Here is a 25,870-nt window from a genome sequence, read left to right as displayed (position 1 = left end):
TGAGCGTGCGCGGAGCTATCTTCGAGAGCGGAAATAGGGTAAAAGGGCGGCCATGAAAATTCCAAATCGAATCCAACCTCTGGTTGATGACGGCCTGGTCGATGAGGTCGTCAGCCGGTTGATGAGCGGCAAAGAGGCCGACGTCTATGTAGTGCGCTGCGGCGACGAGATCCGCTGCGCCAAAGTCTATAAAGAGGCGTCCAAGCGCAGCTTCAAGCAGGCCGTGGTCTATCAGGAGGGGCGCAAGGTGCGTAACAGCCGCAGCGCTCGCGCCATGGAGAAGGGCTCCAAGTACGGCCGCAAGCAGCATGAAGAGGTGTGGCAGAACACCGAGGTCGACGCCCTGTTCAAGCTGGCGGCGGCCGGTGTGCGGGTGCCGCAGCCTTATGTCTGCCTCGATGGTGTCCTCTTGATGGAACTTATCACCGATGAGGATGGCAATGTCGCGCCGCGCCTCAACGATGTGGCACTCACCCCCGAGCAGGCGGTCATCGACCATGCCAAGGTGATCCGTTACGTGGTGCGCATGCTCTGCGCCGGTCTTATCCACGGCGATCTCTCCGAGTTCAATGTGCTGGTGGATGAACAGGGCCCCGTCATTATCGACCTGCCCCAGGTGGTGGACGCCGCTGCCAACAACCAGGCCAAGGCGATGCTGGAGCGGGACGTCAACAATATGCGCAACTACTACGGCATGTATGCCCCCGAGCTGCTCAAGATCCGTTATGCCCAGGAGATGTGGGCGCTGTTTGAAGATGGCAAACTCACCCCCGATAGCGAGCTGACCGGTCACTTTGAAGAGAGCCGCGCCGCCATCGATCTCGATTCGGTGCTGCAGGAGATCGAGAGCGCCGAAGAGGAGGCCTATGCCCGTCAGGCCCGGATGAAGGCGGAGCAGGAAGACAGTTACTAACGGTCTTGCCACGTTCGCAAAAAGAGCGCCTTCGGGGCGCTCTTTTTATTACTGCTGCGGCTATGGTCGGCTGGGGCTGGGGGCTAGTTGATACATCTCCAGCCAGTTGCGATCCCCCGGATGGAAGCGCCGTCCCAGCCACACGCCACCGGCTGCTGTAATGACCTTGCGGGAGGCCAGATTGTCTTGGTCACAGCAGATCAGCACCGGCGCTGCCAGCACCTGTTGTTGTACCCAGCGCAGCAGCACGGTCGCGGCCCCTTCGCCACGGCGAGAGGGGCGAGTTTCGTAACCGATATGACCCAGCCACTGGCGGGTTGCCTCATTGTCACCGTGACGCAGACGCAGGGTGGCGATGATCTCCTCGCCATCGAGGGCAAAATAGGTGGTAGTCGGCAGGTATCCACTGGGCAAGTTGCGTCCTTCTGCGTGATCCAGCAGGCTCTGTAGCCAGCCGTCCGGGTCAAATTGTGCCACCTGATAGAGCGGCTGTCCGTCTTTGGCGCATTCGGTGACATAGCGATGGTAAGCCGGAGCATCTGCCAGTCTGGCCGGTCGACATTGCAGAGCGAGCACTGCGCTCATGATAGGAGCGCGCAGGGCTGCAGCGGCTGGGGCTCGTTGTGGTGGAGCTCCTGTACGCAGGCCCGTTGCCTTCCAGCCTGTTTGGCGGCGTAAAGAGCCTGATCCGCTCGCAGGTAGGCCGCTTCAAATCCTTCGTCAGGGTGTAGCGAGGTGAGGCCGATGCTGAGGCTGATGGGGCCACCGGCCAGCGCCCGGGTCGCCTCGGCGATCTGCTGTTGCAGGCTGTGACAGTAGTCGGGCAGGGTCTGCGGGTCCGCCATCAGCAGCAGGGCCAGCTCATCGCCGCCAAGCCGACCGGCCATGCCCTCGGCAGGTAGGGTATTGGCGATCACCCGACCCACGGCGCGCAGCATGGCATCACCGGCGGGGTGGCCGTGGCGGTCGTTGATCTGTTTGAAGTTGTCCAGATCGATCAGCAGCAGCTGGCCGGGGCTCGTCACCTCGCGGGCACGCAGGGCAACCTGGCGTTCGAAATAGTGGCGGCTGAAGAGGCCGGTCAGCTCATCCTGATTGGCGCGCCGCTCCAGCTTGCGCTGGGTGGCCAGCAAGGCTTGCTGCTGGCGGGTGTGGACCAGGCTCAGCAGTAGATAACTGCGGGCGATGGTAAAGAGCAGGCTGAGCAGGATCACAGGCCCGAGCAGCGGGTCGGTGAAGGAGTTGGCCGCCAGCTCCGGCTGCCAGAGGTGTTTGGCGATCCGCAGCAGTTGCAACAGCAGTTGCAGGCCGAGCAGCAGAATGGCAAAGCGCAGCACCCGATAGACGGGGGCCAGCCGCTGGTAGCGCCAGAGCTGCCAGATAAGCAGCGCAATCTGCAGCGAGAGCACGCCGGAGAGCACGATGATCCGGCTGTGCACATCAAAGAGGGGTTGCTGCAGGGTGGTCAGGGCAAACAGGACGAAACCGCCGAGGGTAACGGCGGGCTGCAGCCAACCCAGTTGGTCTGCTTCACGGCGAAAGAAGTGGCGCATCCCCCGTTCATAGAGCAGGGTGGTCGACATCAACAGCAGGTTGGTGCAGAGAATATTGGCAAGGGATGCATTTCCCTCGAGGGGGCGCAGCAGCAGGCAGCAAAAAGCCCCCGCGATAACCAGTTCCCCCGCTGACCAGTAGATCAATGCCCTGATCTGGCGATGGGTGTGCCACATGGCGGCGAAAATGGTGGCGACCCCCACATGTGACAGCGTGACGAACAGCACCAGACTCAACAACTGGGCCGAGGAAAACAGACTTGGCATCAAGGGGCTCTCTGGGAAGTCACCTGTGAACGAACAGGCGATGGGGTATCGCCTGCTGGCAGTGGCCGATCACAACATGAATCCAGCCTATTATCAATGGGTTAAATGGCCGAATGTGCTCACCTCCGACTTCTTGCGCGATGGCAACTGCTGACTCGATTTATCAGCGCACAAGGAGCCATTTTATTGTCTTGTCAGTCAATTTCGCTGCGTGAAAGGTGGTTGTGTTGGCGGCAGGTTGAACCCAACCGCCAGACGTTGTGCTAATCGCAGGTTGCAGCAGGCAAGCGCATTACGATGGCCTCCCTGTCCAGATGGGTCAGCAGACGGCGCACGTCGTCGAGGCGGATGATCAGAGTCGCGGTGTTGACCAGCGGATGGCACTGCACCTGTTCGGCCTGCCAGATGGCCTCGTCCACCACCAGCTCTACCGCTTTTTCCCTGTCGCGCACCATGGCGAGCAGGGTCACCGAGCCCGGGGTAAGGCCGAGCACCGCATCGAGCCGCTCGGGGGAGCCAAAGCTCAGCCGCTTGATGCCGAGCATGGCTGCCAGCGCCTTGAGGTCGACCCGCTGATCCTCCGGACTCACCACCAGAAACAGCCGCTCGCTTTTCGGATCGCGCAAAAAGAGGTTCTTGGTCTTGGTGGCGGGTAGGTCGGGCAGCAACTTGCTCGCCTCCTCACAGGTAAACACCGGGGGATGGTCAAAGCACTGGTAGGGGATAGCCAGCTGATCCAGCAGGGAATAGATTGCCACAGATACTCCTTTCGTCGGCGAAGAGTGGTCAGAACGGGATGGGCGGGAATCACGACCGGATCGAGCTTACCAGTTTGACTCCCGCCTCGCAGCCAGCGTGACGATTGCGAGCAGGCACTGTATGAACGTACAATAGTCCCATTCTCGGACAGCCCCTTTACGCTTCATGACTGCAACCCAGCCCACCGTACCCGCCACTCCGCCGCTCGACGGTTTTATCCTGACCCGCCACGGTCGGGACGTGCGCGGCCGCAACGGGCTGCCTGCAACCACCGAAATCGTGATGTGGCTCTGGAGCGCGCAGGGGCCGGTGCGGGTGGTGGTGCCGGGGCAGGAGCCGGTGTTCTTCCTGCCGCAGAGCCATATGGCAGAAGCCGCCGAGCTGTTCAAAGGCGCCGGGGTGAGCGGACGGTTTCGCCGCCTGCCGATGCACACCTTCGACGGTCGCCCCGTGGTGGGCTGCTATTTCGCTACCCTGAGCGCCTTTCACCGCGCCATCGAGTTGCTGCTCATTCGCGGACTGGAGCACTTCGAGGCGGATATCCGGCTGCCGGAGCGGTTTCTGATGGAGCGTTTCATCACCGCTGGCGTGCGCTTCGATGGCCGGGTGGTAAAAAAGGGGGGCAAGCAGGGCTACTGGGAGGTGAACGAGGCGCGCTGCGCGCCGCAGGCGGTGACGCCAACCCTCTCCTGGGTGTCGCTGGATGTGGAGTGCGCCATGGACGGGGCCCTCTTCTCGGTCGGTCTTTACAGCGAGCAGGATGCGCGGGTCATCATGATCGGCACCCCGGAGGCGGATGCCGAGAGCTGGGGAACCCAGGTCCAGTGGGTGGCGGACGAGAGCGCCCTGCTGAGTGCGCTGGAGAGCTGGTTCAGCCTGCATGACCCTGATCTGGTCATCGGCTGGAACGTGGTTAATTTTGATTTTCGCCTGCTGCTACGCCGCGCCGAGCTTAACAAGCGGCGGCTGCGGCTCGGGCGGGGTCGTGAGCTCTGCTTCTGGCGCTCGTCACGGGGCGATCCCCAGACCGGCAACGTCATCATTCCCGGGCGCATGGTGCTCGATGGTATCGACACCCTGAAAAGCGCCACCTGGCAGTTTGCCAGCTACAGCCTGGATGCGGTGGCGAGCGAACTGCTTGGCCGTGGCAAGGATATCGAGGACGTGGCCAATCGGGGGGAAAGATCACCGAGCTGTTCCACTCCGACAAGGAGGCGCTGGCCCGCTATAACCTGGAAGATTGCAAGCTGGTGTGGGAGATCTTCGACTACTGCCACCTTATCCCTTTTGCCATCGAGCGCGCCTCCCTCACCGGCCTTGAGCTGGACAGGGTGGGGGGCTCGGTGGCGGCCTTTACCAACCTCTATCTGCCGCGGCTCCATCGTGGCGGCTACGTGGCGCCCAATCTGCCGGCCGACGGCGGGTTGGCGAGCCCAGGTGGCTATGTGATGGACTCCAAACCCGGCCTCTATCGCCACGTGCTGGTGCTCGATTTCAAGAGCCTCTATCCCAGCATCATCCGCACCTTCTGCATCGACCCCATGGGACTCATCGAGGGGTTGCAACACCCCGAGCACGCCATTCCAGGCTTTCGCGGCGCCATGTTCTCCCGCGAGCGGCATTTCTTGCCGGAACTCATCGCCACCCTGTGGGCGGCGCGGGATCGGGCCAAGGCTGCCAGCAACAAGGCACTCTCCCAGGCCATCAAGATCATCATGAACTCCTTCTACGGCGTGCTGGGTTCGGGGGGCTGCCGTTTCTATGATCCGCGCCTAGCCTCATCTATCACCTTGCGTGGTCACAGCATCATGCAGCAGACCCGCGAGTGGATTGAGGCGAAGGGGTTCGAGGTGATCTATGGCGATACCGACTCCACCTTTGTCCATCTGGGGCGCGAGACCAGCCCCGATGAGGCGGACGAGATCGGCCAGCGACTGGCTCAAATGATCAACGATAACTGGGCTGCACTGATCAGGCGCGAGTTCGACCTGCCGAGTTATCTCGAGATCCAGTACGAGACCCACTACCGCCGCTTTCTGATGCCCACCATTCGCGGCTTGGAGAAGGGCAGCAAGAAGCGCTATGCCGGTCTGGTTGGCAAGGCCAGTGAGGGGAGTGAACAGCTGGTATTCAAGGGGCTCGAATCGGTGCGCACCGACTGGACCATGCTGGCCAAGCAATTCCAGACCCGCCTCTATGAGCTGGTGTTTCACGATGAAGATCCCAGCGGCTATGTGCGCACCATGGTGGATGAGACTCGGGCCGGTCGTCACGACGATCTGCTTATCTACCGCAAACGGCTGCGCCAGAAGCTCGAGGAGTATCAGAAGAATGTGCCGCCCCATGTGCGGGCGGCGCGGCTGGCCGATGAGGAGAACCTGCGCCGCGGTCTGCCCCAGCGCTATCAGCATCGGGGCTCTATCGCCTATCTGATGACCCTCAATGGCCCCGAGCCGCTGGAGTACCGGCGCAGTGCCATCGATTACGAACACTATATCGACAAGCAATTGCGGCCCATTGCCGACGCCATCCTGCCCTTTATCGGCGAGTCGTTCGACCGGATCTGCGGCCAGCAGCTGGATCTTTTCTGATTGGTGCAAGTTGGCACTTTACTTCCCATGAATACTGGATAAAAATACAGTTATAAATCATGGAGAAGTTTCCTATGCGTCTTGAAATCATCATCGACAGAAAACATCAGATCCCGACCTCGACCATGGAGGCGCTGCGTCAGGAGCTGCTCAAGCAGCTTGGCGAAAAATTCCCCGACATCCATGTGCGGGTCGCGCCGGGCAGTGCCATGGCCCTGACCGTCAGCCGTGCCAGCAAGGAAGACAAAGAGCTGGCCGAAGCCATGGTGCAGGAGGTGTGGGAGAACGCCGAGAGCTGGATGCCGGAAGAGAACGTCGCCTCCTGATCCCGCACGGTCAGTGGATAACTCGGACGTTGGATAAATGGGTTGTGGATAAACGTGCATGCCCGCTAATGCACTGCTGATACCCATACAACAAAAACGCAGCCAGGTGGCTGCGTTTTTGTTGGTGATGAGTTCGCGGTGGCTTGTCTGGCTCTGGGTTGAGCCAGGCCGTTACAAGCCTGCCCAGCTTTTCAGGCTCTGCTGCTGCACCCGGCGATTGGCTTCGCGGATCTCCCCTTTGGCACGCAGATCGGCCAGTGCGATAGGCAGTGCGGCGCGGATCTCGTCACTGCTCATTCCGGCTTTGAGGGTCGGGTGATAGGCCATCTTTAGCAGCACATAGTCCAGTCCGGTCAAAAAGCTGTCGATGCTGTTGTCATTGAAGATGGAGGGAAACACCTTGTCCGAGTCGTTGGGCAGCCCCATCACCTGGGTGAACTCCTCCACCACGCAGTCGAGAAAGCGTCCCTTGGCCCGGCTGTAGTCTACCGGAATGATGATGGTGGCACGGCTGATCTCGTGTTTCGCATTGGTTGCGAAGTTGGCAAGGCAGAGCCCCTCCTTGAGCGCCATCTTGACCGATGGATCCCCCCCCATGGTGCGGTTGGCCCAGCTCTTCATCTTGCTGTAGTCGGTCATGATCAGGGTGAGGTTGGGCTTTGCGGACACCATGCTGATGGGGTGGCCGGTGATACGGGCCAGATGGGCTGCCTGTACCTTCACCACGTCGGCCTGCAGCGGCTTGTCACCCGACTCGTTGATAAGTTGCAGCCGGATCGGCTGCTGCCAGCGGGCAAAACGGGTCTGCCTGGCTTCGCCATACTCCCGCTCCATGGCGATGGCCATAAAGCTCTCGACCAGATAGCTGTTGCTCTGCCAGCGCTCATCGGCCCGGGCGCTGTGGCCCGCGAGCAAAAGCAGCAGCGCCAGCAGCCCGTGTGACGAGCAGCGGGGACGGGCAGCGCAGCCCAAGTTGGCCATTACCAAAGTGGCAATAAAGCGGGTGGCACCAAAGGGGGTTGCGGCAAATGACATGTTTCCTCCCTGAAACGGTTGTCAGCCTAGCGGTTGGCCTTGTCGATATCGCGCCAGGTGAGCCAGAGCCTGAGATCAAACTCCAGTTGATGATAGTCGGGCTCCATGTGCTGGCAGAGCTGGTAGAAGCTCTTGTTGTGATCCTTCTCTTTGATATGGGCCAGCTCGTGCACCACGATCATTTTCAGGAACGGGGGCGGTGCCTCCTTGAACAGGGCGGCGATGCGGATCTCGTTCTTGGCCTTGAGCTTGCTGCCCTGTACCCGGCTGACGTAGGTGTGCAGGCCGAGGGCATCCTTGATCACGTTGATCTTGCCATCGAACACCACCTTTGACAGGGGCGCCGAGCTCTTGAGGTAGCGGTTCTTCAGCTCCATGGTGTAGGCGAGCAGCGCCTTGTCGCTCTGGATCTGGTGGCTTTCCGGATAGCGTTTGGCCAGCATCTCCCCCAGCTTGCCTGCCGCAATCAGCTGCTGTACCTGTGCCTTGAGAGGGTCGGGATAGCCGCCCAGATAAGTCAGTTCCGCCATGGTGTCACTCGTTACATCAAAAAGAGCGTCATTGTAGTTATCTCGGGCGGGCTTGCCTACTGCGGGCCGCTGCTGCAAGGGGTTCTGGCGCAAGAAAAAGGGCGGCCATTGCAACAATGGCCGCCCTGCGGGGCGTATTGACGATCAGCGTCGGCGATAGAGACCCGGATCCACCTCTTCGTAGTGGCTGGTCAGGTATTGATAGAAGGCGAGATGGGAAGGGGTGCTCGGTTTTTTCAGCTCCTCGCTCACCCGATCCGGCTTGGCGATGATGAACTTCGGATTCTGGCGCTGGATATCGGCCAGCACTCGCTCGCGCACGTCATAGGGCGGATTGACGTTGGCAAAGAAGAGGTAGGCGGACGCCGGCTGGCGATCGGTCCAGAGATAATATTGCGGCTGGATGCCATCGACCCAGATCTTGTCGCTCGGGACTGTCTCGGCTTTGATGCGATCGACCCGTACCTGCGCGGCCGGATTGAAAGGGCGACCCTTGAGGGTGCCTTCCCAGGCGTTGTTGATCATCAGCAGCAGCATGGCCAGCGTTGCCAGCCAGGGGGTGGCACTGCGCACATCCCAGGCGCGCCAGAGGGGGATGAGGATCAGCACCGGCAGCGCCCACAGCAGGCTGGTACCGAGCACCTCGTTGACCCGCTCGAGGGACCACTCCTTGGTGCTCCAGCCAAAGGCGAGCTGCTGGGCCAGCAGCCAGCTGGCGGTGAGCACCACCAGCGAGATGCAAAGCAGCCCGATGGCATCTGCCTGCTGTTCGCTGCGATCCAGCAATACCGCCAGCGGCAGCACCGCCAGTTGCAGATAGAGCACGTCGTAGTGATCGAACACATGGCCGGAGACCGAGTTGGCGATCAGGGTGAACAGTACCCCAAACAGGGTTGCCAGCAGGGCGGGCAGATACCACTCCTGACGGCGGCTCAGCATCAGAATGATGAAGGCGGGCAGCAGCATCACAAGGCCTGTGCGCAGCAGGCCGACGGCGCCCACCATGGGAGAGAAGCCGTTGCCGTAGCTCCCCTCGAAGAAGATGTCGAAGGCGTAGTATTTGAAGGCCGCCAGCAGATCATGCTGCTGGAAGTAGGCGTAAAGCGGGCCGCCAATCAGCGCCAGCCCCAGCAGGCTGGAGATGAGCAGCAAGATGGCATCACGCCACTTTTCGTGCAGGCACCAGTGGCAGAACAGCACCAGATACCAGGCCCCCCAGAAGGCGCCGTTGTTGGTGCGCATCCAGGCGACGATGGCGAAGGTGAGTGCCGCCACCAGTGCCGGCCACCAGCGAAATCCCTTGTCCAGCAGCAGGGTAATGAATGCACACTGGGCGATGAGGGCGAGGTGGAAGGTCCAGTCCTCGGTCATGTTGCCGTAGTAGTAACGGGTGCCGTAGAGAGCCAGCACCGCCAGCATGGCGCCAAGGCGCGCCTTGAACGAGAGTCCGAGCTGGGCAAAGGCCTGCCAGCTGGCCAGCAATCCGAGCCAGCAGAGCACCCACTCCAGTGTCCAGATCCCGACAAATCCCCCCATTCGATAACCCAGCGCGTCGAGAGCGAAGATCATCGGCCCCTTGATGTCGATCATGTCGCGATAGAGCACGCCCCCTTCGCTCCACATCTTGCCCATCACCGCGAACAGCGAGGCATCAAAGCCCGGCGCCATGGCGTGGAAGAGCGGGTTGCGCAGACAGAAGAGCAGCGCCAGCAGGGCGGTCAGCAGCACGATGGCTGGCTTGATACCCGGGTTGACGCGAGGGGGAGTGAAACGGATGGAGTGATTCATGAAGTCGCCTGTTCCTGCAGCTGGTCTTGAAAGCGGGCCTATCTTGCCGAGCTAGTGAGTGCGATGCAATGGGGCGGGCCCGTGTGGGGCAAATATTCTCGAAAAAGCCCGGTTCTTGCAGGGAACCGGGCGCTGGCTGCGGCAATATTGGCCGTCAGGGGGATGTGGCAAAGCCATTCCCCCTCTGCATCAATGGATGTACTCAAGCAGGGGCGGCTGCGCTTCCAGTGTCGGCAGGTGACGGGCCCAGCGGATAAAGGCGTCGGCCAGGGTGATGCCGAGCTCCTGATTGTGCTGGGTCAGGGTCCGCGCCAGTGCGGTGTAGCCCTCCTTGCCGGAGGCGGTATAGGCGCTCGACACTCCGCGATAGACCTGTTCGGCATTGACCGCTTGCCACTGGCCGGGGGCGGCTTCCCACTCCAGTCGGGTGATGCGCTGACCCTTGGGCCGATCGGCCTGATAGGTGAATCGCACCCCTGCGGTGTAGGGGAAGCTGCCATTGCCATTGCCGACCACGCCGTTGTTGGTGGCGTTGTCGATGGCATTCTCCAGCGCTTCCGCCAACTCGTGACCGTGCACCCGATAGAGGGTGAGAGGAATGGCAAACGGCAGCAGGCGACCGGCGATATCTGCTTCGCTCAGGGGGCCCGGCTCCAGCGAGCAGCGCACGCCGCCAGCATTGTGCAGGGCAAAGTCCACCTCGCCTACCTGTTCACGGGCAGCGGTTAGCATGGCGCGGGCCACCAGCGGGGCGAGCTGGCTGCCGTGGGGCAGGGTGGCATCCGGTAGCCGCTGATGGGGCAGTGGCGCCGCCAGTCGGGTGACGATGCGCTGGCTCATGGTTTCAATCTCCGGCCGGTAGCGTTTGGCCAGATGTTGTTCCAGTTGTGGGTCCGGCTCGCAGAAGGTGAGCCCGACAGGTGGCGTGGAGGCAAATGGCCAGGGCTGCCAGGGGAGCCACTCCAGCTGACCCTGACTTTGCACGACGCGGCCCGCCTCATCGAAGGTGAGCTCGCAGACACCGAGGCAGAGGGCGCTGTGGCCAGCGTGCAAAATGGCTACCCCGTTGTTCATCAGGGGGTAGGTACCTTCGCTTGGCAGACCCAGCGGCGCGAGATCCCCCAGCAGGCTGTGGGTGTGGCCGCCGATGATGAGGCTGAGCTCGGGGAAGCGCTCGGCCAGCAGCTTGTCCTGATCCAGCCCGAGGTGGCTCAGCAGCACGATATGGTGGATCCCTTCGCTCTTTATCTCCCGCAGCACCTTGGTGAGGGTGTCGGCCACCGCGTGAAAACGGGTGTGGGGATCCGGGTTGGCGATGGCGGCCATCTGGGCGAGAGTGATGCCAAGCAGCGCAAAGGGAACCCCGTCGATCACCTGACGATGCCAGGGCTGATGGGCGTCGTAGAGGTGGGGAATATCCCACAGCCCAAGCGGCGTGTCGGCAGGCTCCTGACTGTTGTCCAGATTGGCGGCCAGCACCGGAAAATCGAGCTGGCGCAAGAACTCCACCAGCGGGCCGTTACCCAGATCGAACTCGTGGTTGCCGAGCACCATGGCATCGGGGGCCAGCATGGCGAGCAGGTCGGCGTTGGCGCGCCCTTTGAAGCGGTTGAAATAGAGCGAGCCCTGAAAGGAGTCGCCACCGTGCAGAAACAGAAAACGCTGGCCGGCTGCTGCGGCTTTGGCACGCAGTTGGGTCAGTCGGGTCAGGATCCGGGCATAACCGCCGCACTGGGTGCGCCACTGGCCTTCACCGACAGGGGAGAAGCTCATGGGCGCGCCATCGAAGTGGGAGTGGCAATCACTGAAATGGGCAAGTTGAACCGTAATACTCATCTCGGTCCTCCTTAGGGGGAAAATGAGCACCGAGTCTACTGCAAAGGGGGGGGAGGATACCAGCCCGGCAGGGTGCCGGGCTGGTCAATGATCAGGCGGGTACCATGATCTGGGTGGCGATGATCACCACCAGCAGGCCGACGGCGACCGGCATACTGGTGCGCTTGACCACCTCGAACGGCGAGAGTTTGCCCATCCCGGCACAGGCGACCACCACCCCGGATACCGGAGAAATGGTGCGACCCAGGTTGGAGGCTTGCAGCATGGGAATCACCAGATAGGCCGGGTTAATGCCAAGGCTGCTTGCCAGATTGGGGATCAGCTCTACGAAGGCGTAGAAGGGGGCATTGCCCGAGCCGGTGGTGAAGGCGGCCAGGGTGGTTATCACCACCAGTGACAGCATCATGATCAGGCCGCCGGAGCCGAGATCCTGCGCGTGAGCCAGCAGTGTGTCGATAAAGCCGATGGTCATCAGACCCTGGGCGAAGACACCGGCACCGACCAGCAGCATGACCACACCGGCAAAGGCGTCAGCCATGTTGCGCCAGCATACCTGCAGACCGTCCAGCAGCTCCTTGCCATTGCGGATCCGCACGAGCTCCAGCAGGCTGGCCAACACCATGCACATGACGATGATGGTGACGATATCCAGCTGCGGACCCCATTTGCCGTCAAATACCAGCACCCCGATGATGGGGGTAAAGGGCAGGATGGCGTAGAAGGCCGGCGCAGTCGTCACCAGATCACCCGGTGCGACCGGTTCGTTGTGCTCACCGGATTTTTGATCAAGGTAGCGCTGCCAGAAGAAGTGGGTCACCGCCATACAGGCGATCGCCACCAGCGAGATGGGCAAGGTCAGCTTGAAGGCAAAATCCAGCAGCGGCATGTTGGCGGCCTGAGCGGCCATCACCACGTCCCCTGAGGTCGGTGCCAGAATGATGGCGGCTGGCGAGGCGCACACGGCCGCAGCCGCGCCACGGGAGATCCCCATGTTGACCATTAGCGGGAACAGGGTGGCCATCAACAGCACGCCGAGGCCGGTGGCGGAGCTCACCGCCAGCGACATGGCGCAGGCCACCAGATAGGCCGCCACCAGCAGGATATAGGGGGACTTGATGATGCCGAGCGGTTTGCTGGCCAGCTTGACCAGAATGGTGTTGGCGCCGATATGGCTCATGTAGCCGGCGAAGCCGCACAGCACCATGATCAGCATCCCCAGTCCACCGCCACGGTCATTGAGCAGGAAGCGGACGTATTCGAAGATATCGGTTGCGATATAACCGGTGCTGACCACCTTGCTCGGCAGTACCGGCTTGCCCATCATGGCGGTGATGACCAGCAGCAGCAAGCCGCCGCTCAGCAGCACCCCGGTCGCGGAGTATCCTTTGAAAATGGCACGGCCCACCACCAGGGTGACCAGGGTGCCAACGATGAGTTCCAGCATATGTTGCCTTCTGATTGGATGAGAGTGGAGGGAGTCTATTCCGATAGGGGTAGAGTGGCGACTGGAAACAGGATGTTGTGTGAGCTAAATCAACGTTTAACCCCATGAACAGAATTAAAGAAAGGTAAAGGTACTTTACCCAGCGGGTTTGGCTACCTACCCTTGCCAGCCTTGGTTGTCTTTTGAGGCTTTTATATGGCGATTGGTGATTTTTCAGGCATTAAACGCTCTCTTTTCCTGCTTGCGATGCTATTTTCACCTACTTGCGTGTTTGCGGTAACCAATGACGGTTTTCATCAAACCGGTCCTCATCAGGCGGTCGCCATGCGGCGTCTCATGGCTCCTCACTCTTACGGCGTTCTGGTGGTTGCCGAGGGGAACAGACCCCGTTTTGCCGCGCTGGCATCCAAAACCACGGAAGCAAACTGCCTGGCCCGTCATGCCATCCGGGTAGATGGGGTCGCGCTGCTGGTCACTCCGAGATTCTATGCCAGAGAGGGAAAACGGGGACTTTGCGAGCTGTGGCTCAATGAGGGGGCAGATCAGGACTTTTTTGCCAACCGCCTTAAAAATGATCATTTTATTCAGATAGATGGTCATGACATCAATGTGAAAAACTATCACCTCGACTGGCAGCGAATCAGCCGTCATGCTCAATAAAAATACAGTTTTGGCCTTGTGCCATACTCTGCTCACGCAACCTGTGAGCGTGCTCTGATTTCTGGGCGCATCATTGTATTGCGCCGCCTCGTCGTCACACATAGGCTATACCCGTCATCTGTGTGGCGGTGGGGTTCACCAAGGTTGGTACTCCGCCCGTGCAATCAAGGAAGGTAGTCTGGCATGGTCAGCAAGGTTTATGGAGTAGTGGGGGTCGGGTTGTTGCTGTTGCCCCTGATGAGTCAGGCTCAGCCGAGCCGGCCGCAAGTGGTGCCAGAGTCCCGCATCAATGTCCGTTTTTATGAGGTCAATGCAACCAGTCCGGAGCAGCTTGCCCGGGCGATTGCCCAGAGTGCTCCCAAGGTGAATGGCAAGCCCGTACTCGGCAAGGCGAGTTATCAGGTGGACTGGCAGCTGGATACCGAGCAGTTGCCGGGGCGCTGCCAGCTCAACCGGGTGACGGTGACCACCAACGCCACTGTGTTGCTGCCCCGCTGGCGTCAGAGCGCGAACAGTAACGATCCTGCCCGCCAGCGCTGGGGGCGTCTGCTCTCCAGCATGTTTGACTACGAATCCCGCTTCAAGGAGATGGTGCTGCAGGGGGCCAATCAGGTGGGGGGCGCCATTGCGGGATTACCCGGTCATGCAGATTGTCAGGCGCTGCGCTATGCCGCGTGGGCAGCAGGCAGTGGCGAGCTGAACAAGATTAAGGGACGGCTCGACGGATTCCAGCGTCAGACAGGTTACGGCGAACAGCTTGGGGTGCACTGGCCCAAGTGAGCGCTATCTCAAGACGCAATATCCAGCATCGCACGATTTGATAAACAGAATGGCCGCCCGATGGGCGGCCATTCTGTTTGTTTGCAGAGTCCGGTTCAGACCAGCGCTTTGCCTTTGAGCAGCTTGCGTACCCAGTAACGGGCTGGGTGGAGCGCCTCCAGCAGATCGGCGGCCAGCGGCAGGGGATCGCCGCAGATCTCGCTGGCGAGCAGCTCACCACAGAGCGGCGCCGAGCAGAGGCCCCGCGAACCGAGCGCCCCCAGCACATAGAGGCCGGGGTGAAGGGGGAGCGGCTGGGCGTTGTGCTGATCATGCTGCAGCTGCGCATAGTGATCCGCCAGACCTTGCAATCTGGCCACTGGCCCCACCACCGGCAGGTGATCCCGACTGGCGCAACGCACCCCTACGCGCGCCTTGTTGCCACTCACATCCACCTCGGCGGGCCAGGTTTGCTCTGGCAGGCAGGCTTGCAACCGCACCTGATTCTGGATTTGCTCCTCGGCACGAAACTCAAGGCTGCTCTGGTTGCGGCCATAACTGGCGCCGATGCAGTGTTGATCGTTGTGCATTGGCGTGAGGTAGCCATCGTAGCAGAGCACGGTCTTGAGCTGACGCAAGCTGGCCGTGGTCGGCACATGGCTCACCTGACCGCGCACCGGATAGAGCGGCAGCTCGGCAAAGGGGAGCAGTGATGGCAGCTTGTGTCCGGCGGCGACCACCAGATTGGGGGCCTGCCAGTGGCGGCCATCCTGGTTCTCTATGTGCCAAGCATCTGTCTGCTCGGCAATGGCAACCACCTCGGTGTTGAACACCACCTCAAGCAGGCCGCTGGCTTGCGCCTCTTTCAGGGCGGCTCGGGTGAGATCGGCCGGACAGAGCCAGCCTCCCAGCGGATAGCTGACGCCGCTGTGGCCGCAGGGCAGGCCAACCACCTGCTCTACCTCTGCTGTAGAGAGGGGATGCATCAGTTCGGACGGGAAGGGGCCCTGACTCATCTTGGCCAGCTTGGCTGCCGATTTGTCGTCATAACCGAGCTGGGTTACCCCGCACAGTGCAAAAGCGATGGGATGACGCTCGGCCAACGCCAGCAGCCGTTGGTGGGCATAGCCAAAAGCGAGCGAATAGAAGCGTGACAGTGCATCGTGCTCGCCGTTAAGCAGCGGATAAAGCGCCCCCTGGCGATTGCCTGAGGCGCCGGTAGCCGGTTCGCCATCTGCGCACAGCAACGTCACCTTGCGACCCCGCTCCACCAGAGAGAGCGCCGTCATGGCCGAGGCGATGCCGCCGCCGATGATCACTACCTCGCCAGTGCGTCCGGCAGGACGGGCATACCAGGGGGCGATGGTCTGCTGCGGCTGCTTGTCGGTGCGATCCCCCACCAGCATCTCCCGCTTGCTACCGTGGCCCTTCACCTTCTTCATGGCAAAACCGGCGGCAATCAGGCCGCGACGGACAAAACCGGCACAGGTAAAGGTGGCAATGGAGCAATCGGGACGGGCGAGGCGAGCGAGACCATCAAACAGCTCCTGTGTCCACATCTCCGGGTTCTTGGCCGGGGAGAAACCATCCAGATACCAGGCATCCACCAGACCTTCTGCCCGATGAGGCACCTGCGGCAGCATATCCTTGATGTCGCCAAACCAGAGATCGAGGCGAATGCGGCCACCCGCAAAATGCAGGCGGTGGCAACCGGAGACCGGCAGCGGCCATTGGGCGACAAGATCCTGACTCAAGTGGCCAATTTCAGGCCAGGCGGCCAGCGCCTTGCGCAGATCGTCTTGGGTCAGGGGGTATTTCTCGAAACTGATGAAGTGCAGACGGGAGCCGTTGCCGGATTGGGGCGCCTGTTCCAGGAAGGCTTGCATTGTCGCCAGAAAGTTAAGACCTGTGCCGAAACCTGTTTCACCTATCACGAAACTGTCACTATCGTGGTGCGAAAATCGCGCAGGTAGCCGGTTTTGCTGCAAAAAGACGTAGCGGGTTTCACTTAGACCGTTATCATTGGAAAAGTACACATCCCCGAAGTCACTGGAGACAGGAGTTCCCGCTTCATTCCAGTCCAATCGGGCATGATGTAAGGATGTTTGACTCACGTTTTCCTCGGCTCGCGTCACAAAATCGCGGGCATTCTACGTGAAAGCAGACCAGTTTGGCAGCCGAAAGCGGGTAGACTTGGCGCCAGTTTTTCCAGACGAGATGAATTAATGAGAAGAGCAGTGATCACCGGTATCGGCGTCATCTCCAGTATCGGCAACAACAAGGAAGAAGTGCTGGCCTCCCTGAAAGCAGGTAAATCCGGCATCACCTATTCCGAGCAGTTCGAGCAGCACAACCTGCGCAGCCGTGTCTGGGGTAACATCAAACTCGATCCGTCTGAACTGATCGACCGTAAAGTCATGCGTTTCATGGGTGACGCTGCGGCCTACGCCTACCTCTCCATGCAGCAGGCCATTGCAGATGCCGGTCTGGCGGAAGATCAGGTCTCCAACGAGCGTACCGGCCTGGTGGTCGGTTCAGGTGGTGCCTCCGGCAAGAACACCTCGGAATCTGTGGACATCGCCCGCGAGAAAGGGGTCAAGCGTGTGGGCCCTTACATGGTGCCGCGCACCATGTCTTCCACCACCTCTGCTTGCCTCGCGACCCCGTTCCAGATCAAGGGTGTCAACTACTCCATCAGCTCAGCTTGCGCCACCTCTGCTCATTGCATCGGTCACGCGCTTGAGCTGATCCAGCTTGGCAAACAGGATGTGGTCTTCGCCGGTGGCGGTGAAGAGCTGGACTGGTCCTCTACCATCCAGTTTGACGCCATGGGCGCGCTCTCCACCAAGTACAACGACACGCCGGAAAAAGCGTCCCGTACCTATGATGCGAACCGCGACGGTTTCGTTATCTCCGGTGGCGGTGGAATTCTGGTGATCGAAGAGCTGGAACATGCGCTGGCCCGTGGTGCTCACATCTATGCCGAGCTGACCGGTTACGGTGCTACCTCCGACGGCTACGACATGGTCGCGCCGAGCGGTGAAGGCGCGGTGCGTTGCATGAAGATGGCAATGCAGGGTGTGGGCAAGGTTGATTACATCAACACCCACGGCACTTCCACTCCGGTGGGTGATACCAAAGAGCTGGAAGCTATCCAGACTCTGTTTGGCGCCAACGGTCCCAAGATCTCTGCTACCAAGGCGATGACCGGCCATGCGCTGGGCGCTGCGGGCGTGCACGAGGCTGTCTACTCCCTGCTGATGATGGAACACGGCTTTATCGCCCCTAGCATCAACATCGAGACCCTGGACGAGAAGGCTGAAGGGCTGCCCATCGTGCGCGAGTACGAAGCGGCCGAGCTCAACACCGTCATGTCCAACAGTTTCGGCTTTGGCGGTACCAACGCCTCTCTGGTGTTCAGCAAGTTCAAAGCTTGATCATCCGGTTGATATGAAAAAAGCGCCTCAGGGCGCTTTTTTTGTCTTCGGTGTCCCGTCCTGAATATGGTTTACACCTTTCCCCCCAATAAATGGAGAACCCGATGGGACAAGGTGTGAAACGGACACAGCGCGATTACTCGCTGACTTTTAAACTGGCGCTGGTCGAGCAGATTGAAAAAGGCGAACTCACCTACAAACAGGCTCAGGTGCGTTATGGCATTCAGGGCCGCTCCACCGTTCTGGTATGGTTGCGTAAACATGGTCGGCAAGATTGGAGCCAGGGGGCTTCTGTACGTGCCGGCAGGAGCATCACCATGCCTGACCCCGACAACCAGACACCCGAACAGCGCATCAAGGAACTTGAGCAACAGCTGGCGCTGATGAGCCAGAAGGCCCAGTTCTTTGAGGCCGTCGTCGATGTACTGAAGAATGACTACGGCGTCTCCATCGTAAAAAAGCGACCCGGCAAGTCCTCTCGCAGCGGCAAGTCGAGAGGCTGACCATTGTCAGGGCTTGCCTGTTTCTGGGGATAAGCCGGCAGGCTTACTACAAGCGCGATCGGGTCGCCGACGAGCGCCATGCACAAGGGCTACAGGTGGTGCGCTTCGTGCGTCAGGTTCGACTGCGACAACCTCGGGTGGGCACTCGCAAGCTGCATTATCTGCTGCAGGGTCAGGATGATGGCGGGCTCAAGGTCGGGCGGGACAGGCTGTTTCAGATATTGGCCGAGCACCGCCTGCTGGTGCAGCCTAAGCGGGCGTATCACAAGACCACCCACAGTTTTCACCGTTTCTACCGTCATCCCAACTTGCTCAAGGCGGGGCCAGAGCAGGTCACGCCGGTGGCCCCGGAGCAGGTCTGGGTCGCTGATATCACCTATCTGCCAGCCAGGAGCGGGCCACTGTACCTGAGCTTGGTGACGGATGCGTACTCACGCAAGATAGTGGGCCATCATGTGCACCAAGGGATGCACGCCAAGTCGGTGGCGATGGCGTTCAAGAAAGCGCTGAAGCAACGACGTGGCGGCGGTGAACTCATCCATCATTCGGACCGCGGCGTGCAGTATTGCTCGGGGCTGTATCAGTCACTACATGAGCGGTACGGGGTGAAATGCTCGATGACGGATGGGTATGACTGTTACCAAAATGCGTTGGCGGAGCGGGTGAGCGGGATTTTGAAAGGAGAGTTATTGCTGCAAAGCCCGCAGGATTTGACGCAAGCGCGGGAAATGGTGCGTGAAGCGGTGGATATTTACAACGCGGAGCGGCCGCATCATGCGTTGAAATACAGAACCCTCGATGCGGTGCATAGGGGGTTCTGAGTAGAGAAATGCTAGTTGAAAATGTGTAAACCTATTTCAGGACTAGACACGGGATCTGCCATCACTCATTGCAGAGCAGAGCAGAGCAGAGCAGAGCAGAGCAGAGCATCGACCATTGTGGAATAGGGGGAGTGGGTTGGTGGCAGATTTCAGCGCAGATGGGGGGCGCCACACCAATGAGCCTGCTCCGCACTTGGGAGAAAGGCAGATAGCAAGAAGGGAGCCTGAGGCTCCCTTCTTTGTTAGCGGTAATGTGATGGCTGCTGGCTAGAACCAGAAGCCGATGATAAAGGAGCCCGCAAGGGTCAGCATCACGTTGGCCACCGCATAGGTACCGGCATAGCCGAGCGCCGGAATGGAGCTGTTGGCTGCCTCGTTGACCACATCCATCGCCGGGGCACAGGTACGGGCACCTGTGATGGCACCGAGCAGCAGCGCCGGGTTCATCTTGAGCACCCAGACCCCGAACAGATAGCCTACCAGCACCGGCAAGGTGGTCACCAGCATGCCGGAGAAGAGCACTACCGTACCCACCTCGCTGAGGTGGTCGAGGATGCCGCCACCGGCTTTCAGGCCCGTGCTCACCATAAAGACCGCCAGACCGAGATCCTTGGCCAATCTGAGCGCGCCGGGCGGCACATAGCCGACCGTCGGGTGGTTGGCCCGCAGGTAACCCATCAGAATGCCTGCCAGCAGCAGGCCGACGGCGTTGCCGAGACCGAATTCGATCTGACCGAACACCAGCGAAACAGAGCCGATCAGCAGGCCGAGTACGAAGAAGGTGGTGAAGGCCACCAGATCTGTGGTCTGGCTGTGGATGCTGATAAAGCCGATCTTGTTGGCCAGCAGTTTGACCCGCTGCTTCTCGCCGCTGATCTGCAACACGTCGCCCTTTTGCAGCATGATGTTGCGATCGAAGGGCATCTCGATCTGGGAGCGCACTACCCGGTTGAGGAAGCACCCTTTCTCGGTGAGGTTGAGCTCCACCAGATGGCGGCCTACCACGGAGTCATTCTTTACCACTATCTCTTCGGTGACGATCTGCAGGTCGAGCAGGTTGCGGTCGAACACCTCTTTACCGTTGCGATAGTTGACGTCCAGCTTCTCGTGGCTCTCGGGATAGCCCACCAGAGCGATCTCATCCCCTTCCTGAATGACGGCATCGCCATCGGGACTGGCCAGAATGCCGTTGCGGCGGATCCGCTCTACATAGCAGCCGGTATGGGGATAGATGCCGGTCTCACGCAGGGTACGGCCACCGATCCAGGCTGCCAGTTCGGGACCAACCCGATAGGCGCGGATGATGGGCAGATAGGTCTTGCGACTCTCGCTGTCGGAGAGCCCCCGCTCACGGGCGATTTTTTGCGCTTCGGTATTGAGGTCGAGGCGTGCCAGCGATGGGAGATAGCGCACCACCAGCATCAGGCCCACCAGACCCACCAGATAGGTCAGGGCGTAGCCGATGCCCATATTGTCGAGCACAGCCTGCATATCGGTCTGATGGGGCAGGTTGAGCAGACCACTGCGCAAGGCATCCTGAGCACCCACCAGTGCCGGGGTCGAGGTGAGGGAACCCGCCAGGATCCCCGCCGCCATGCCCGGTCCCAGATTGAAGAACTTGGCCAGCCCCACCGTCAGCAACAGGGCGGTCAGCAAGATCACCAGGGTCAGGGTGATGTAGTGGATGCCGTCGCGCAGGAAGACGCTGAAGAAGTGAGGGCCCGCCTCGATCCCTACACAGAAGATGAACAGCATAAAGCCGACGTTTTCAGTGGTGGCCGCAAATTCGAAGCCCATCTGGCCGAACAGCAGGGCGGTAAACAGCACACCTATGGTGTTGCCAATCTGAAAGTTGCCAATTCGCACCTTGCCAAGCAGCAGGCCGAAGGCCAATACCACGAACAGCAGCAGGGAGTCGCTTTGATGTAGCAGTGTCACGAAATCTATGGTCATGCCCGGAAAAACCGAGGAAAAAAGTGGGGTCGATATTGTGCCGGATCTATCCCCAATAAAGAAGCGCAAGGGAGCGATTAATCGGACGTTATCGGACGCTATTTGTGGAACCGGCGGCGTGATAGGGAGACAAGCGGATGAAATCTGGCAATTTTTGCTGTAACAGCCGTTGTCAATTAGTGAAATCTGCTGCCCGCGACCGAAGAGCTCTGGCGCAGGCCGATATTTTAGATTCTGCTGTTCAGCCGCTTGGCGGGGATCTGTTTCAGCAGATTCAACCGATGGCCGTCATGGTTGGCTGAGGGGCAAATCAGCTTGATATTTGCCCGTTCGCCCACAGGGAAAAGGGTTGGCAAAAAGATACCTCTGAAAAGTGCCAATAGAGCCTGTCACCTCACTGTTCCTGAGGGGGCAAAAAAACAGCATAAAATCAGGTTGGCCAGCAAAATGACTCTTCGCCGGGGGCCATCAAGGGCAATCCCGCGTCCTGACAGGGCTTGCTGCACTTACCCACAGAATCTGTGGATAACCCTGTTTATGAAACTTGTTCATCGCCCTGAAAGCCGCGCCAGCACTGGGATGCAAGGGCTGTTCAAAAAATACCGGAAGAAAAATGTTTGTATAAAAATCAAATAGTTAGATGCGACAGGAGAAAACTCTGTCGAGCCGGGACGGGTAACAAAAGGGAGCGTCAGCAGCAAGAAGGATCTTGTGCATTAAAATTGGCAGGAGAGGGCACTAAAGTGGATAACTTGCACCGAGATGGTGAGGAATTGGCTCCCCCGACTGGACTTGAACCAGTGACATACGGATTAACAGTCCGCCGTTCTACCGACTGAACTACGGGGGAACATCAGGCAAGGAGGAGCATCATACAGAAGGTGTCCGAGGTGGTCAAGCCATTCGCGGGATGATGGCACGGGTGTACCGCTGCCAAACCCTCGGTTACACTGCTCTCCTGCTGTTTTGTGTCGGGAGTGTTCATGAGCAAATTGTTCAAGTTAGCCAGCCAGTTTCAACCCGCCGGGGATCAGCCCACGGCGATTGCCCAACTGCTGGATGGCATCGAGTCGGGGCTGGCCCACCAGACCCTGCTCGGGGTGACCGGTTCGGGCAAGACCTTCACCATGGCCAATGTCATCGCCACCCTGAACCGCCCGACCATGATCCTGGCTCCCAACAAGACCCTGGCCGCCCAGCTCTATGGTGAGATGAAAGAGTTCTTCCCCGACAACGCGGTGGAGTATTTCGTCTCCTACTACGACTATTACCAGCCCGAAGCCTATGTGCCGACCACCGACACCTTTATAGAGAAGGATGCCTCCATCAACGATCACATCGAGCAGATGCGATTGTCCGCCACCAAGGCGCTGCTGGAGCGGCGCGACGTGGTGATCGTTGCTTCGGTGTCGGCCATCTATGGTCTGGGGGATCCCCAAGCTTATCTGAGCATGATGCTGCATCTCAAAGTGGGGGATGTGATTAACCAGCGGGATATCCTGCGTCGCCTCGCCGAGCTGCAGTACACCCGCAACGACATGGCGTTTCAACGCGGTACCTTCCGGGTGCGCGGCGAAGTCATCGATATTTACCCTGCCGAATCGGACAAGCTGGCACTGCGGGTGGAGCTATTTGATGAAGAGGTGGAGCGGCTCTCCCTGTTCGACCCGCTGACCGGCGCTATCGAGCAGACGGTAGTGCGCTACACCATCTACCCCAAGACCCACTACGCCACCCCGCGCGAGACCATTCTGGGGGCTATCGAGCATATCAAGGAGGAGCTGCGCAGTCGCCGCGAGCAGCTGTTGTCCCTCAACAAGCTGGTTGAAGAGCAGCGCATCAGCCAGCGTACCCAGTTCGACATGGAGATGATGCAGGAGCTGGGTTACTGCTCCGGTATCGAGAACTATAGCCGCTACCTCTCCGGCCGTGCGCCGGGGGAGCCGCCGCCCACCCTGTTTGACTACCTGCCGGGGGACGGTCTGCTCATCATCGACGAGTCCCACGTCACGGTGCCGCAGATCGGCGCCATGTTCAAAGGGGACCGCTCCCGCAAGGAGACCCTGGTGGAGTACGGCTTCCGGCTCCCCTCGGCGCTGGACAACCGGCCGCTCAAGTTCGACGAATTTGAAGCGCTGATGCCGCAGACGGTGTTTGTCTCGGCGACCCCGGGCCCCTACGAGCTGGAGAAGTCCGGCGGCGATGTGGTGCAGCAGGTGGTGCGCCCAACCGGCCTGCTCGATCCGGAGATCGATGTGCGTCCGGTGACCACTCAGGTGGACGATCTGCTCTCCGAGATCCGAAAGCGGGTCGCCGTCGAGGAGCGGGTGCTGGTCACGACCCTGACCAAGCGGATGGCGGAAGACTTGACCGAGTATCTGGCGGAGCACGACGTCAAGGTGCGCTACCTCCACTCCGATATTGATACGGTCGAACGGGTGGAGATCATCCGCGATCTGCGCCTTGGCAAGTTCGATGTGCTGGTGGGTATCAACCTGCTGCGGGAAGGTCTCGACATGCCGGAAGTGTCGCTGGTGGCAATTCTCGATGCAGATAAAGAGGGCTTCCTGCGCTCCACTCGCTCGCTGATCCAGACCATCGGCCGGGCGGCGCGTAACCTCAACGGCAAGGTCATTCTCTACGGCGATACCATCACCAACTCGATGAAGGTCGCCATTGAGGAGACCGAGCGGCGCCGCGCCTTGCAGCATGCCCATAACCTCAAGCATGGGATCACCCCCAAAGGGCTCAACAAGTCCATTGGCGATGTGATGGACATGGGAGGCAGCCGCACGGCAGGCAAACCTGGCAAGGGGATGCGCAAGGCGGCCGAGCCGCAAGGGGAATACCATGTCCGCTCTGCCAGCGAGATTGCCAAAGAGATCAAGCGGATGGAGGAGCAGATGTTCCAACATGCCCGGGATCTGGAGTTCGAACAGGCGGCGGCACTACGGGATCAGATCCAGCAGTTGCGCAGCGAGTTGATCGAATCATGAGCCGCAAACGCTGGCTGATTTGGCAACGACTGCGTCGTCTCTATCAGGGTTTTCGCCATCCCGGTACCCCCTGGTGGGCGAGGGGACTGGTGATCCTTATCCTGCTCTATGGCATCAGTCCGGTGGATCTTATCCCTGACGTGGTGCCTTTGCTGGGGTGGTTCGATGATGTGACCCTGCTGTTGGTGTTGCTATGGGGCTGGGAGCGTTGTTTGCCCCCCGCAGTGCGCAGCGAGCTGGAACAGGCCTCCTAGTTCACCTTTTCAACACCACGCTTGACATCACTCTTTGTGCTCCCACCCTCGAAGGAAGCGGAAAAACGGTTTCATTTGAAGGTGGGCGCGGCGGGATGAAAAAGAGGCTGCCCCGGTGATTGTCGCCCGAATAGCATTGGCGTAGACTCCACGCCGTTCACTTTATGGGTATGGAAAAAATGGATCTGATCCTCTTTGCAATTGACTTTATTCTGCACGTAGATGTGCATTTGAAAGAGCTGTTCGAGAACTATGGCGTCTGGGTTTACGCCATCCTGTTTCTGATCATCTTCTGTGAAACCGGCTTGGTAGTGACGCCGTTCCTGCCGGGTGACTCCCTGCTGTTTGCCGCCGGTGCGCTTACCGTGGGCAGCGTGCTGGATGTCCATACCCTAGCGGCCGTGCTGATCATCGCTGCCGTGCTGGGCAACGTGGTCAACTACACCATTGGTCACTTCTTCGGCGAGCAGCTGTTCCGTAATCCGGACTCCAAAATCTTCCGCCGGGATTATCTGGAGAAGACCCACGCCTTCTATGCCAAGCATGGTGGCAAAACCATCATCATCACCCGCTTCCTGCCAATTGTGCGTACCTTTGCGCCGTTTGTGGCAGGGATGGGGGCCATGACCTATCCGCGCTTCCTGGCGTTCAACCTGGTTGGCGGTCTGCTGTGGGTACTCTCCTTCGTCTATGCCGGCCACTTCTTTGGTAATCTGCCGGTGGTGCGTCACAACTTTACCCTGCTGATCTTCGGCATCATCGGTATCTCCCTGTTGCCCATGGTAATTGGCGCGGTCAAGGCCAAGATGAGCACTGCTAGGGCGTAACCAGAAATACGGTCAGCCAGAACGAGAAAGGGGGAGCCATTATGGCTCCCCCTTTTTATCTTCACGCGGGCATGACACTCAGTTGCAGCAGCGTCCTTTCACCAGATTGCCGATGGCCACCACGGTGAAGACCAACAGGTAAGCGGCGAAGATGACAACCAGCCACTGGGGCATGGAGTAACCGAAGAACTGCCAGGTGATCTGGGCACAATCCCCTTCCGGCATAAAGAGCCAGGGGAGCCACTGATCGAGCGGAGCCCAGCTCGGGAAGTCGGCAAACGGGCTGCAGACGTTGAATGGGGAGGGGTTAACCTGATAGTCCACATGCTTGAGGGCCAGCTGGAAGCCGCGGAAGGCACTGTAGCCCCACAGCAACATGGCACTCCAGCGAACATACCACTTATCCGGCGCCACCATGCCGAGCAGACCGGCGGCCAGCACACCCAGGGTCGCCAACCGTTCGTAAACACACATCACGCACGGGGAGAGGCCCAGCACATGCTGGAAGAAGAGGGCGCACAACTCGAGGAACAGGGCTGATGCTGCCAACAGACCCCAGGCCAGCCGATGGGCGGCGATACGGCGGAGAAACTCGATCATCTCATTGATCTCTCAGAA

At 59.9% G+C, this 25,870-nt stretch carries 22 protein-coding genes, 1 tRNA gene and 1 pseudogene; 12 read left to right on the top strand and 12 right to left on the bottom strand.

Features of this window, described 5'->3' with window-relative positions; genetic code table 11:
• Positions 1 to 52: 52 nt before the first annotated feature.
• Positions 53 to 913, top strand: a complete 861-nt coding sequence (locus tag ACTG19_RS02860; protein WP_439988705.1) for a PA4780 family RIO1-like protein kinase — start codon at positions 53 to 55, stop codon at positions 911 to 913.
• Positions 914 to 973: 60 nt separating this feature from the next.
• Here the strand turns inward: ACTG19_RS02860 and ACTG19_RS02855 are convergent, their stop codons facing one another.
• Complete coding sequence (locus ACTG19_RS02855) at positions 974 to 1,498, bottom strand: GNAT family N-acetyltransferase (protein ID WP_439988704.1); 525 nt, start codon at positions 1,496 to 1,498, stop codon at positions 974 to 976.
• The gene (locus tag ACTG19_RS02850; RefSeq protein ID WP_439988703.1) at positions 1,495 to 2,733 is read right to left on the bottom strand and encodes a GGDEF domain-containing protein; all 1,239 of its coding nucleotides are present in this window, start codon (positions 2,731 to 2,733) and stop codon (positions 1,495 to 1,497) included. Before ACTG19_RS02850 ends, ACTG19_RS02855 begins: the two co-directional genes overlap by 4 nt.
• 25 nt (positions 2,734 to 2,758) lie before the next feature.
• Here ACTG19_RS02850 and ACTG19_RS02845 point away from each other — a divergent pair, with 25 nt between their 5' ends.
• Complete coding sequence (locus tag ACTG19_RS02845; RefSeq protein WP_439988702.1) at positions 2,759 to 2,887, top strand: hypothetical protein; 129 nt, start codon at positions 2,759 to 2,761, stop codon at positions 2,885 to 2,887.
• A gap of 109 nt (positions 2,888 to 2,996) precedes the next feature.
• On the opposite strand, the gene ACTG19_RS02840 is transcribed toward ACTG19_RS02845, so the two are convergent.
• Positions 2,997 to 3,491: a prolyl-tRNA synthetase associated domain-containing protein gene (locus ACTG19_RS02840; RefSeq protein ID WP_439988701.1), complete on the bottom strand. Its 495-nt coding sequence runs from the start codon at positions 3,489 to 3,491 to the stop codon at positions 2,997 to 2,999.
• Positions 3,492 to 3,657: 166 nt separating this feature from the next.
• On the opposite strand from ACTG19_RS02840, the pseudogene ACTG19_RS02835 reads away from it, so the two are divergent.
• Together ACTG19_RS02835 and ACTG19_RS02830 are read left to right on the top strand one after the other, a co-directional pair.
• Positions 3,658 to 6,083: pseudogene (locus tag ACTG19_RS02835) on the top strand (DNA polymerase II).
• Between the two features lie 74 nt (positions 6,084 to 6,157).
• Complete coding sequence (locus ACTG19_RS02830; protein ID WP_005333426.1) at positions 6,158 to 6,409, top strand: DinI family protein; 252 nt, start codon at positions 6,158 to 6,160, stop codon at positions 6,407 to 6,409.
• A 171-nt stretch (positions 6,410 to 6,580) separates the two neighbouring features.
• Here the strand turns inward: ACTG19_RS02830 and ACTG19_RS02825 are convergent, their stop codons facing one another.
• The 5 genes from ACTG19_RS02825 to dcuC form a co-directional block, all read right to left on the bottom strand.
• Entirely contained in the window at positions 6,581 to 7,444 is an 864-nt protein-coding gene (locus tag ACTG19_RS02825; RefSeq protein ID WP_439988700.1) for a DUF2927 domain-containing protein, read from the bottom strand.
• Positions 7,445 to 7,470: 26 nt separating this feature from the next.
• Positions 7,471 to 7,974 (bottom strand): M48 family metallopeptidase, encoded by a 504-nt coding sequence (locus tag ACTG19_RS02820; RefSeq protein WP_005333421.1) that lies wholly within the window; start codon positions 7,972 to 7,974, stop codon positions 7,471 to 7,473.
• Between the two features lie 144 nt (positions 7,975 to 8,118).
• Entirely contained in the window at positions 8,119 to 9,762 is a 1,644-nt protein-coding gene (locus tag ACTG19_RS02815; protein ID WP_439988699.1) for a hypothetical protein, read from the bottom strand.
• 189 nt (positions 9,763 to 9,951) lie between these two features.
• Entirely contained in the window at positions 9,952 to 11,598 is a 1,647-nt protein-coding gene (locus tag ACTG19_RS02810) for a bifunctional metallophosphatase/5'-nucleotidase (RefSeq protein ID WP_439988698.1), read from the bottom strand.
• A gap of 91 nt (positions 11,599 to 11,689) precedes the next feature.
• Positions 11,690 to 13,042, bottom strand: a complete 1,353-nt coding sequence (gene dcuC / locus ACTG19_RS02805) for an anaerobic C4-dicarboxylate transporter DcuC (RefSeq protein ID WP_158111151.1) — start codon at positions 13,040 to 13,042, stop codon at positions 11,690 to 11,692.
• A gap of 195 nt (positions 13,043 to 13,237) precedes the next feature.
• Here dcuC and ACTG19_RS02800 point away from each other — a divergent pair, with 195 nt between their 5' ends.
• Entirely contained in the window at positions 13,238 to 13,702 is a 465-nt protein-coding gene (locus ACTG19_RS02800; RefSeq protein WP_201950787.1) for a hypothetical protein, read from the top strand.
• A gap of 183 nt (positions 13,703 to 13,885) precedes the next feature.
• On the top strand, positions 13,886 to 14,482 hold the full coding sequence (locus tag ACTG19_RS02795; RefSeq protein WP_064335946.1) for a DUF922 domain-containing protein: 597 nt from the start codon (positions 13,886 to 13,888) through the stop codon (positions 14,480 to 14,482).
• Between the two features lie 95 nt (positions 14,483 to 14,577).
• Here the strand turns inward: ACTG19_RS02795 and mnmC are convergent, their stop codons facing one another.
• Positions 14,578 to 16,596, bottom strand: coding sequence for a bifunctional tRNA (5-methylaminomethyl-2-thiouridine)(34)-methyltransferase MnmD/FAD-dependent 5-carboxymethylaminomethyl-2-thiouridine(34) oxidoreductase MnmC (gene mnmC / locus ACTG19_RS02790; protein WP_439988697.1), 2,019 nt, complete (start codon positions 16,594 to 16,596; stop codon positions 14,578 to 14,580).
• 90 nt (positions 16,597 to 16,686) lie between these two features.
• Here mnmC and fabB point away from each other — a divergent pair, with 90 nt between their 5' ends.
• Both fabB and ACTG19_RS02780 read left to right on the top strand, forming a co-directional pair.
• Positions 16,687 to 17,898 (top strand): beta-ketoacyl-ACP synthase I, encoded by a 1,212-nt coding sequence (gene fabB / locus ACTG19_RS02785; protein WP_040068049.1) that lies wholly within the window; start codon positions 16,687 to 16,689, stop codon positions 17,896 to 17,898.
• 104 nt (positions 17,899 to 18,002) lie between these two features.
• Positions 18,003 to 19,222 (top strand): IS3 family transposase gene (locus ACTG19_RS02780; RefSeq protein ID WP_439988696.1). Its coding sequence is split into 2 segments (ribosomal slippage): positions 18,003 to 18,351 and positions 18,351 to 19,222, totalling 1,221 coding nucleotides; the frame shifts between segments, so codons are not numbered across the junction.
• Positions 19,223 to 19,489: 267 nt separating this feature from the next.
• Here the strand turns inward: ACTG19_RS02780 and ACTG19_RS02775 are convergent.
• Positions 19,490 to 21,175 carry an aspartate:alanine antiporter gene (locus ACTG19_RS02775; protein ID WP_005336899.1) on the bottom strand — a complete coding sequence of 562 codons (1,686 nt, stop codon included), beginning with the start codon at positions 21,173 to 21,175 and terminating at the stop codon, positions 19,490 to 19,492.
• 137 nt (positions 21,176 to 21,312) lie between these two features.
• On the opposite strand from ACTG19_RS02775, the gene ACTG19_RS02770 reads away from it, so the two are divergent.
• Complete coding sequence (locus tag ACTG19_RS02770; protein ID WP_439988695.1) at positions 21,313 to 21,477, top strand: hypothetical protein; 165 nt, start codon at positions 21,313 to 21,315, stop codon at positions 21,475 to 21,477.
• Between the two features lie 472 nt (positions 21,478 to 21,949).
• Here the strand turns inward: ACTG19_RS02770 and ACTG19_RS02765 are convergent.
• Positions 21,950 to 22,025, bottom strand: a tRNA-Asn gene (locus ACTG19_RS02765).
• 133 nt (positions 22,026 to 22,158) lie between these two features.
• On the opposite strand from ACTG19_RS02765, the gene uvrB reads away from it, so the two are divergent.
• From uvrB to ACTG19_RS02750, 3 genes are all read left to right on the top strand, one after another.
• Positions 22,159 to 24,171 (top strand): excinuclease ABC subunit UvrB, encoded by a 2,013-nt coding sequence (uvrB, locus tag ACTG19_RS02760; protein ID WP_439988694.1) that lies wholly within the window; start codon positions 22,159 to 22,161, stop codon positions 24,169 to 24,171.
• Positions 24,168 to 24,425: a YkvA family protein gene (locus tag ACTG19_RS02755; RefSeq protein ID WP_043820318.1), complete on the top strand. Its 258-nt coding sequence runs from the start codon at positions 24,168 to 24,170 to the stop codon at positions 24,423 to 24,425. Before uvrB ends, ACTG19_RS02755 begins: the two co-directional genes overlap by 4 nt.
• Positions 24,426 to 24,604: 179 nt before the next feature.
• Positions 24,605 to 25,252 carry a DedA family protein gene (locus ACTG19_RS02750; RefSeq protein WP_040069761.1) on the top strand — a complete coding sequence of 216 codons (648 nt, stop codon included), beginning with the start codon at positions 24,605 to 24,607 and terminating at the stop codon, positions 25,250 to 25,252.
• A 78-nt stretch (positions 25,253 to 25,330) separates the two neighbouring features.
• On the opposite strand, the gene dsbB is transcribed toward ACTG19_RS02750, so the two are convergent.
• On the bottom strand, positions 25,331 to 25,852 hold the full coding sequence (gene dsbB / locus ACTG19_RS02745; protein WP_005336895.1) for a disulfide bond formation protein DsbB: 522 nt from the start codon (positions 25,850 to 25,852) through the stop codon (positions 25,331 to 25,333).
• Positions 25,853 to 25,870: the final 18 nt, after the last annotated feature.

Source organism: Aeromonas sp. 3P, assembly GCF_051919745.1.
Classification (GTDB): Bacteria; Pseudomonadota; Gammaproteobacteria; order Enterobacterales; family Aeromonadaceae; genus Aeromonas; species Aeromonas veronii.
Note: the sequence above shows the minus strand (reverse complement) of the source record. Positions and strands in the feature narration are given on the sequence as shown.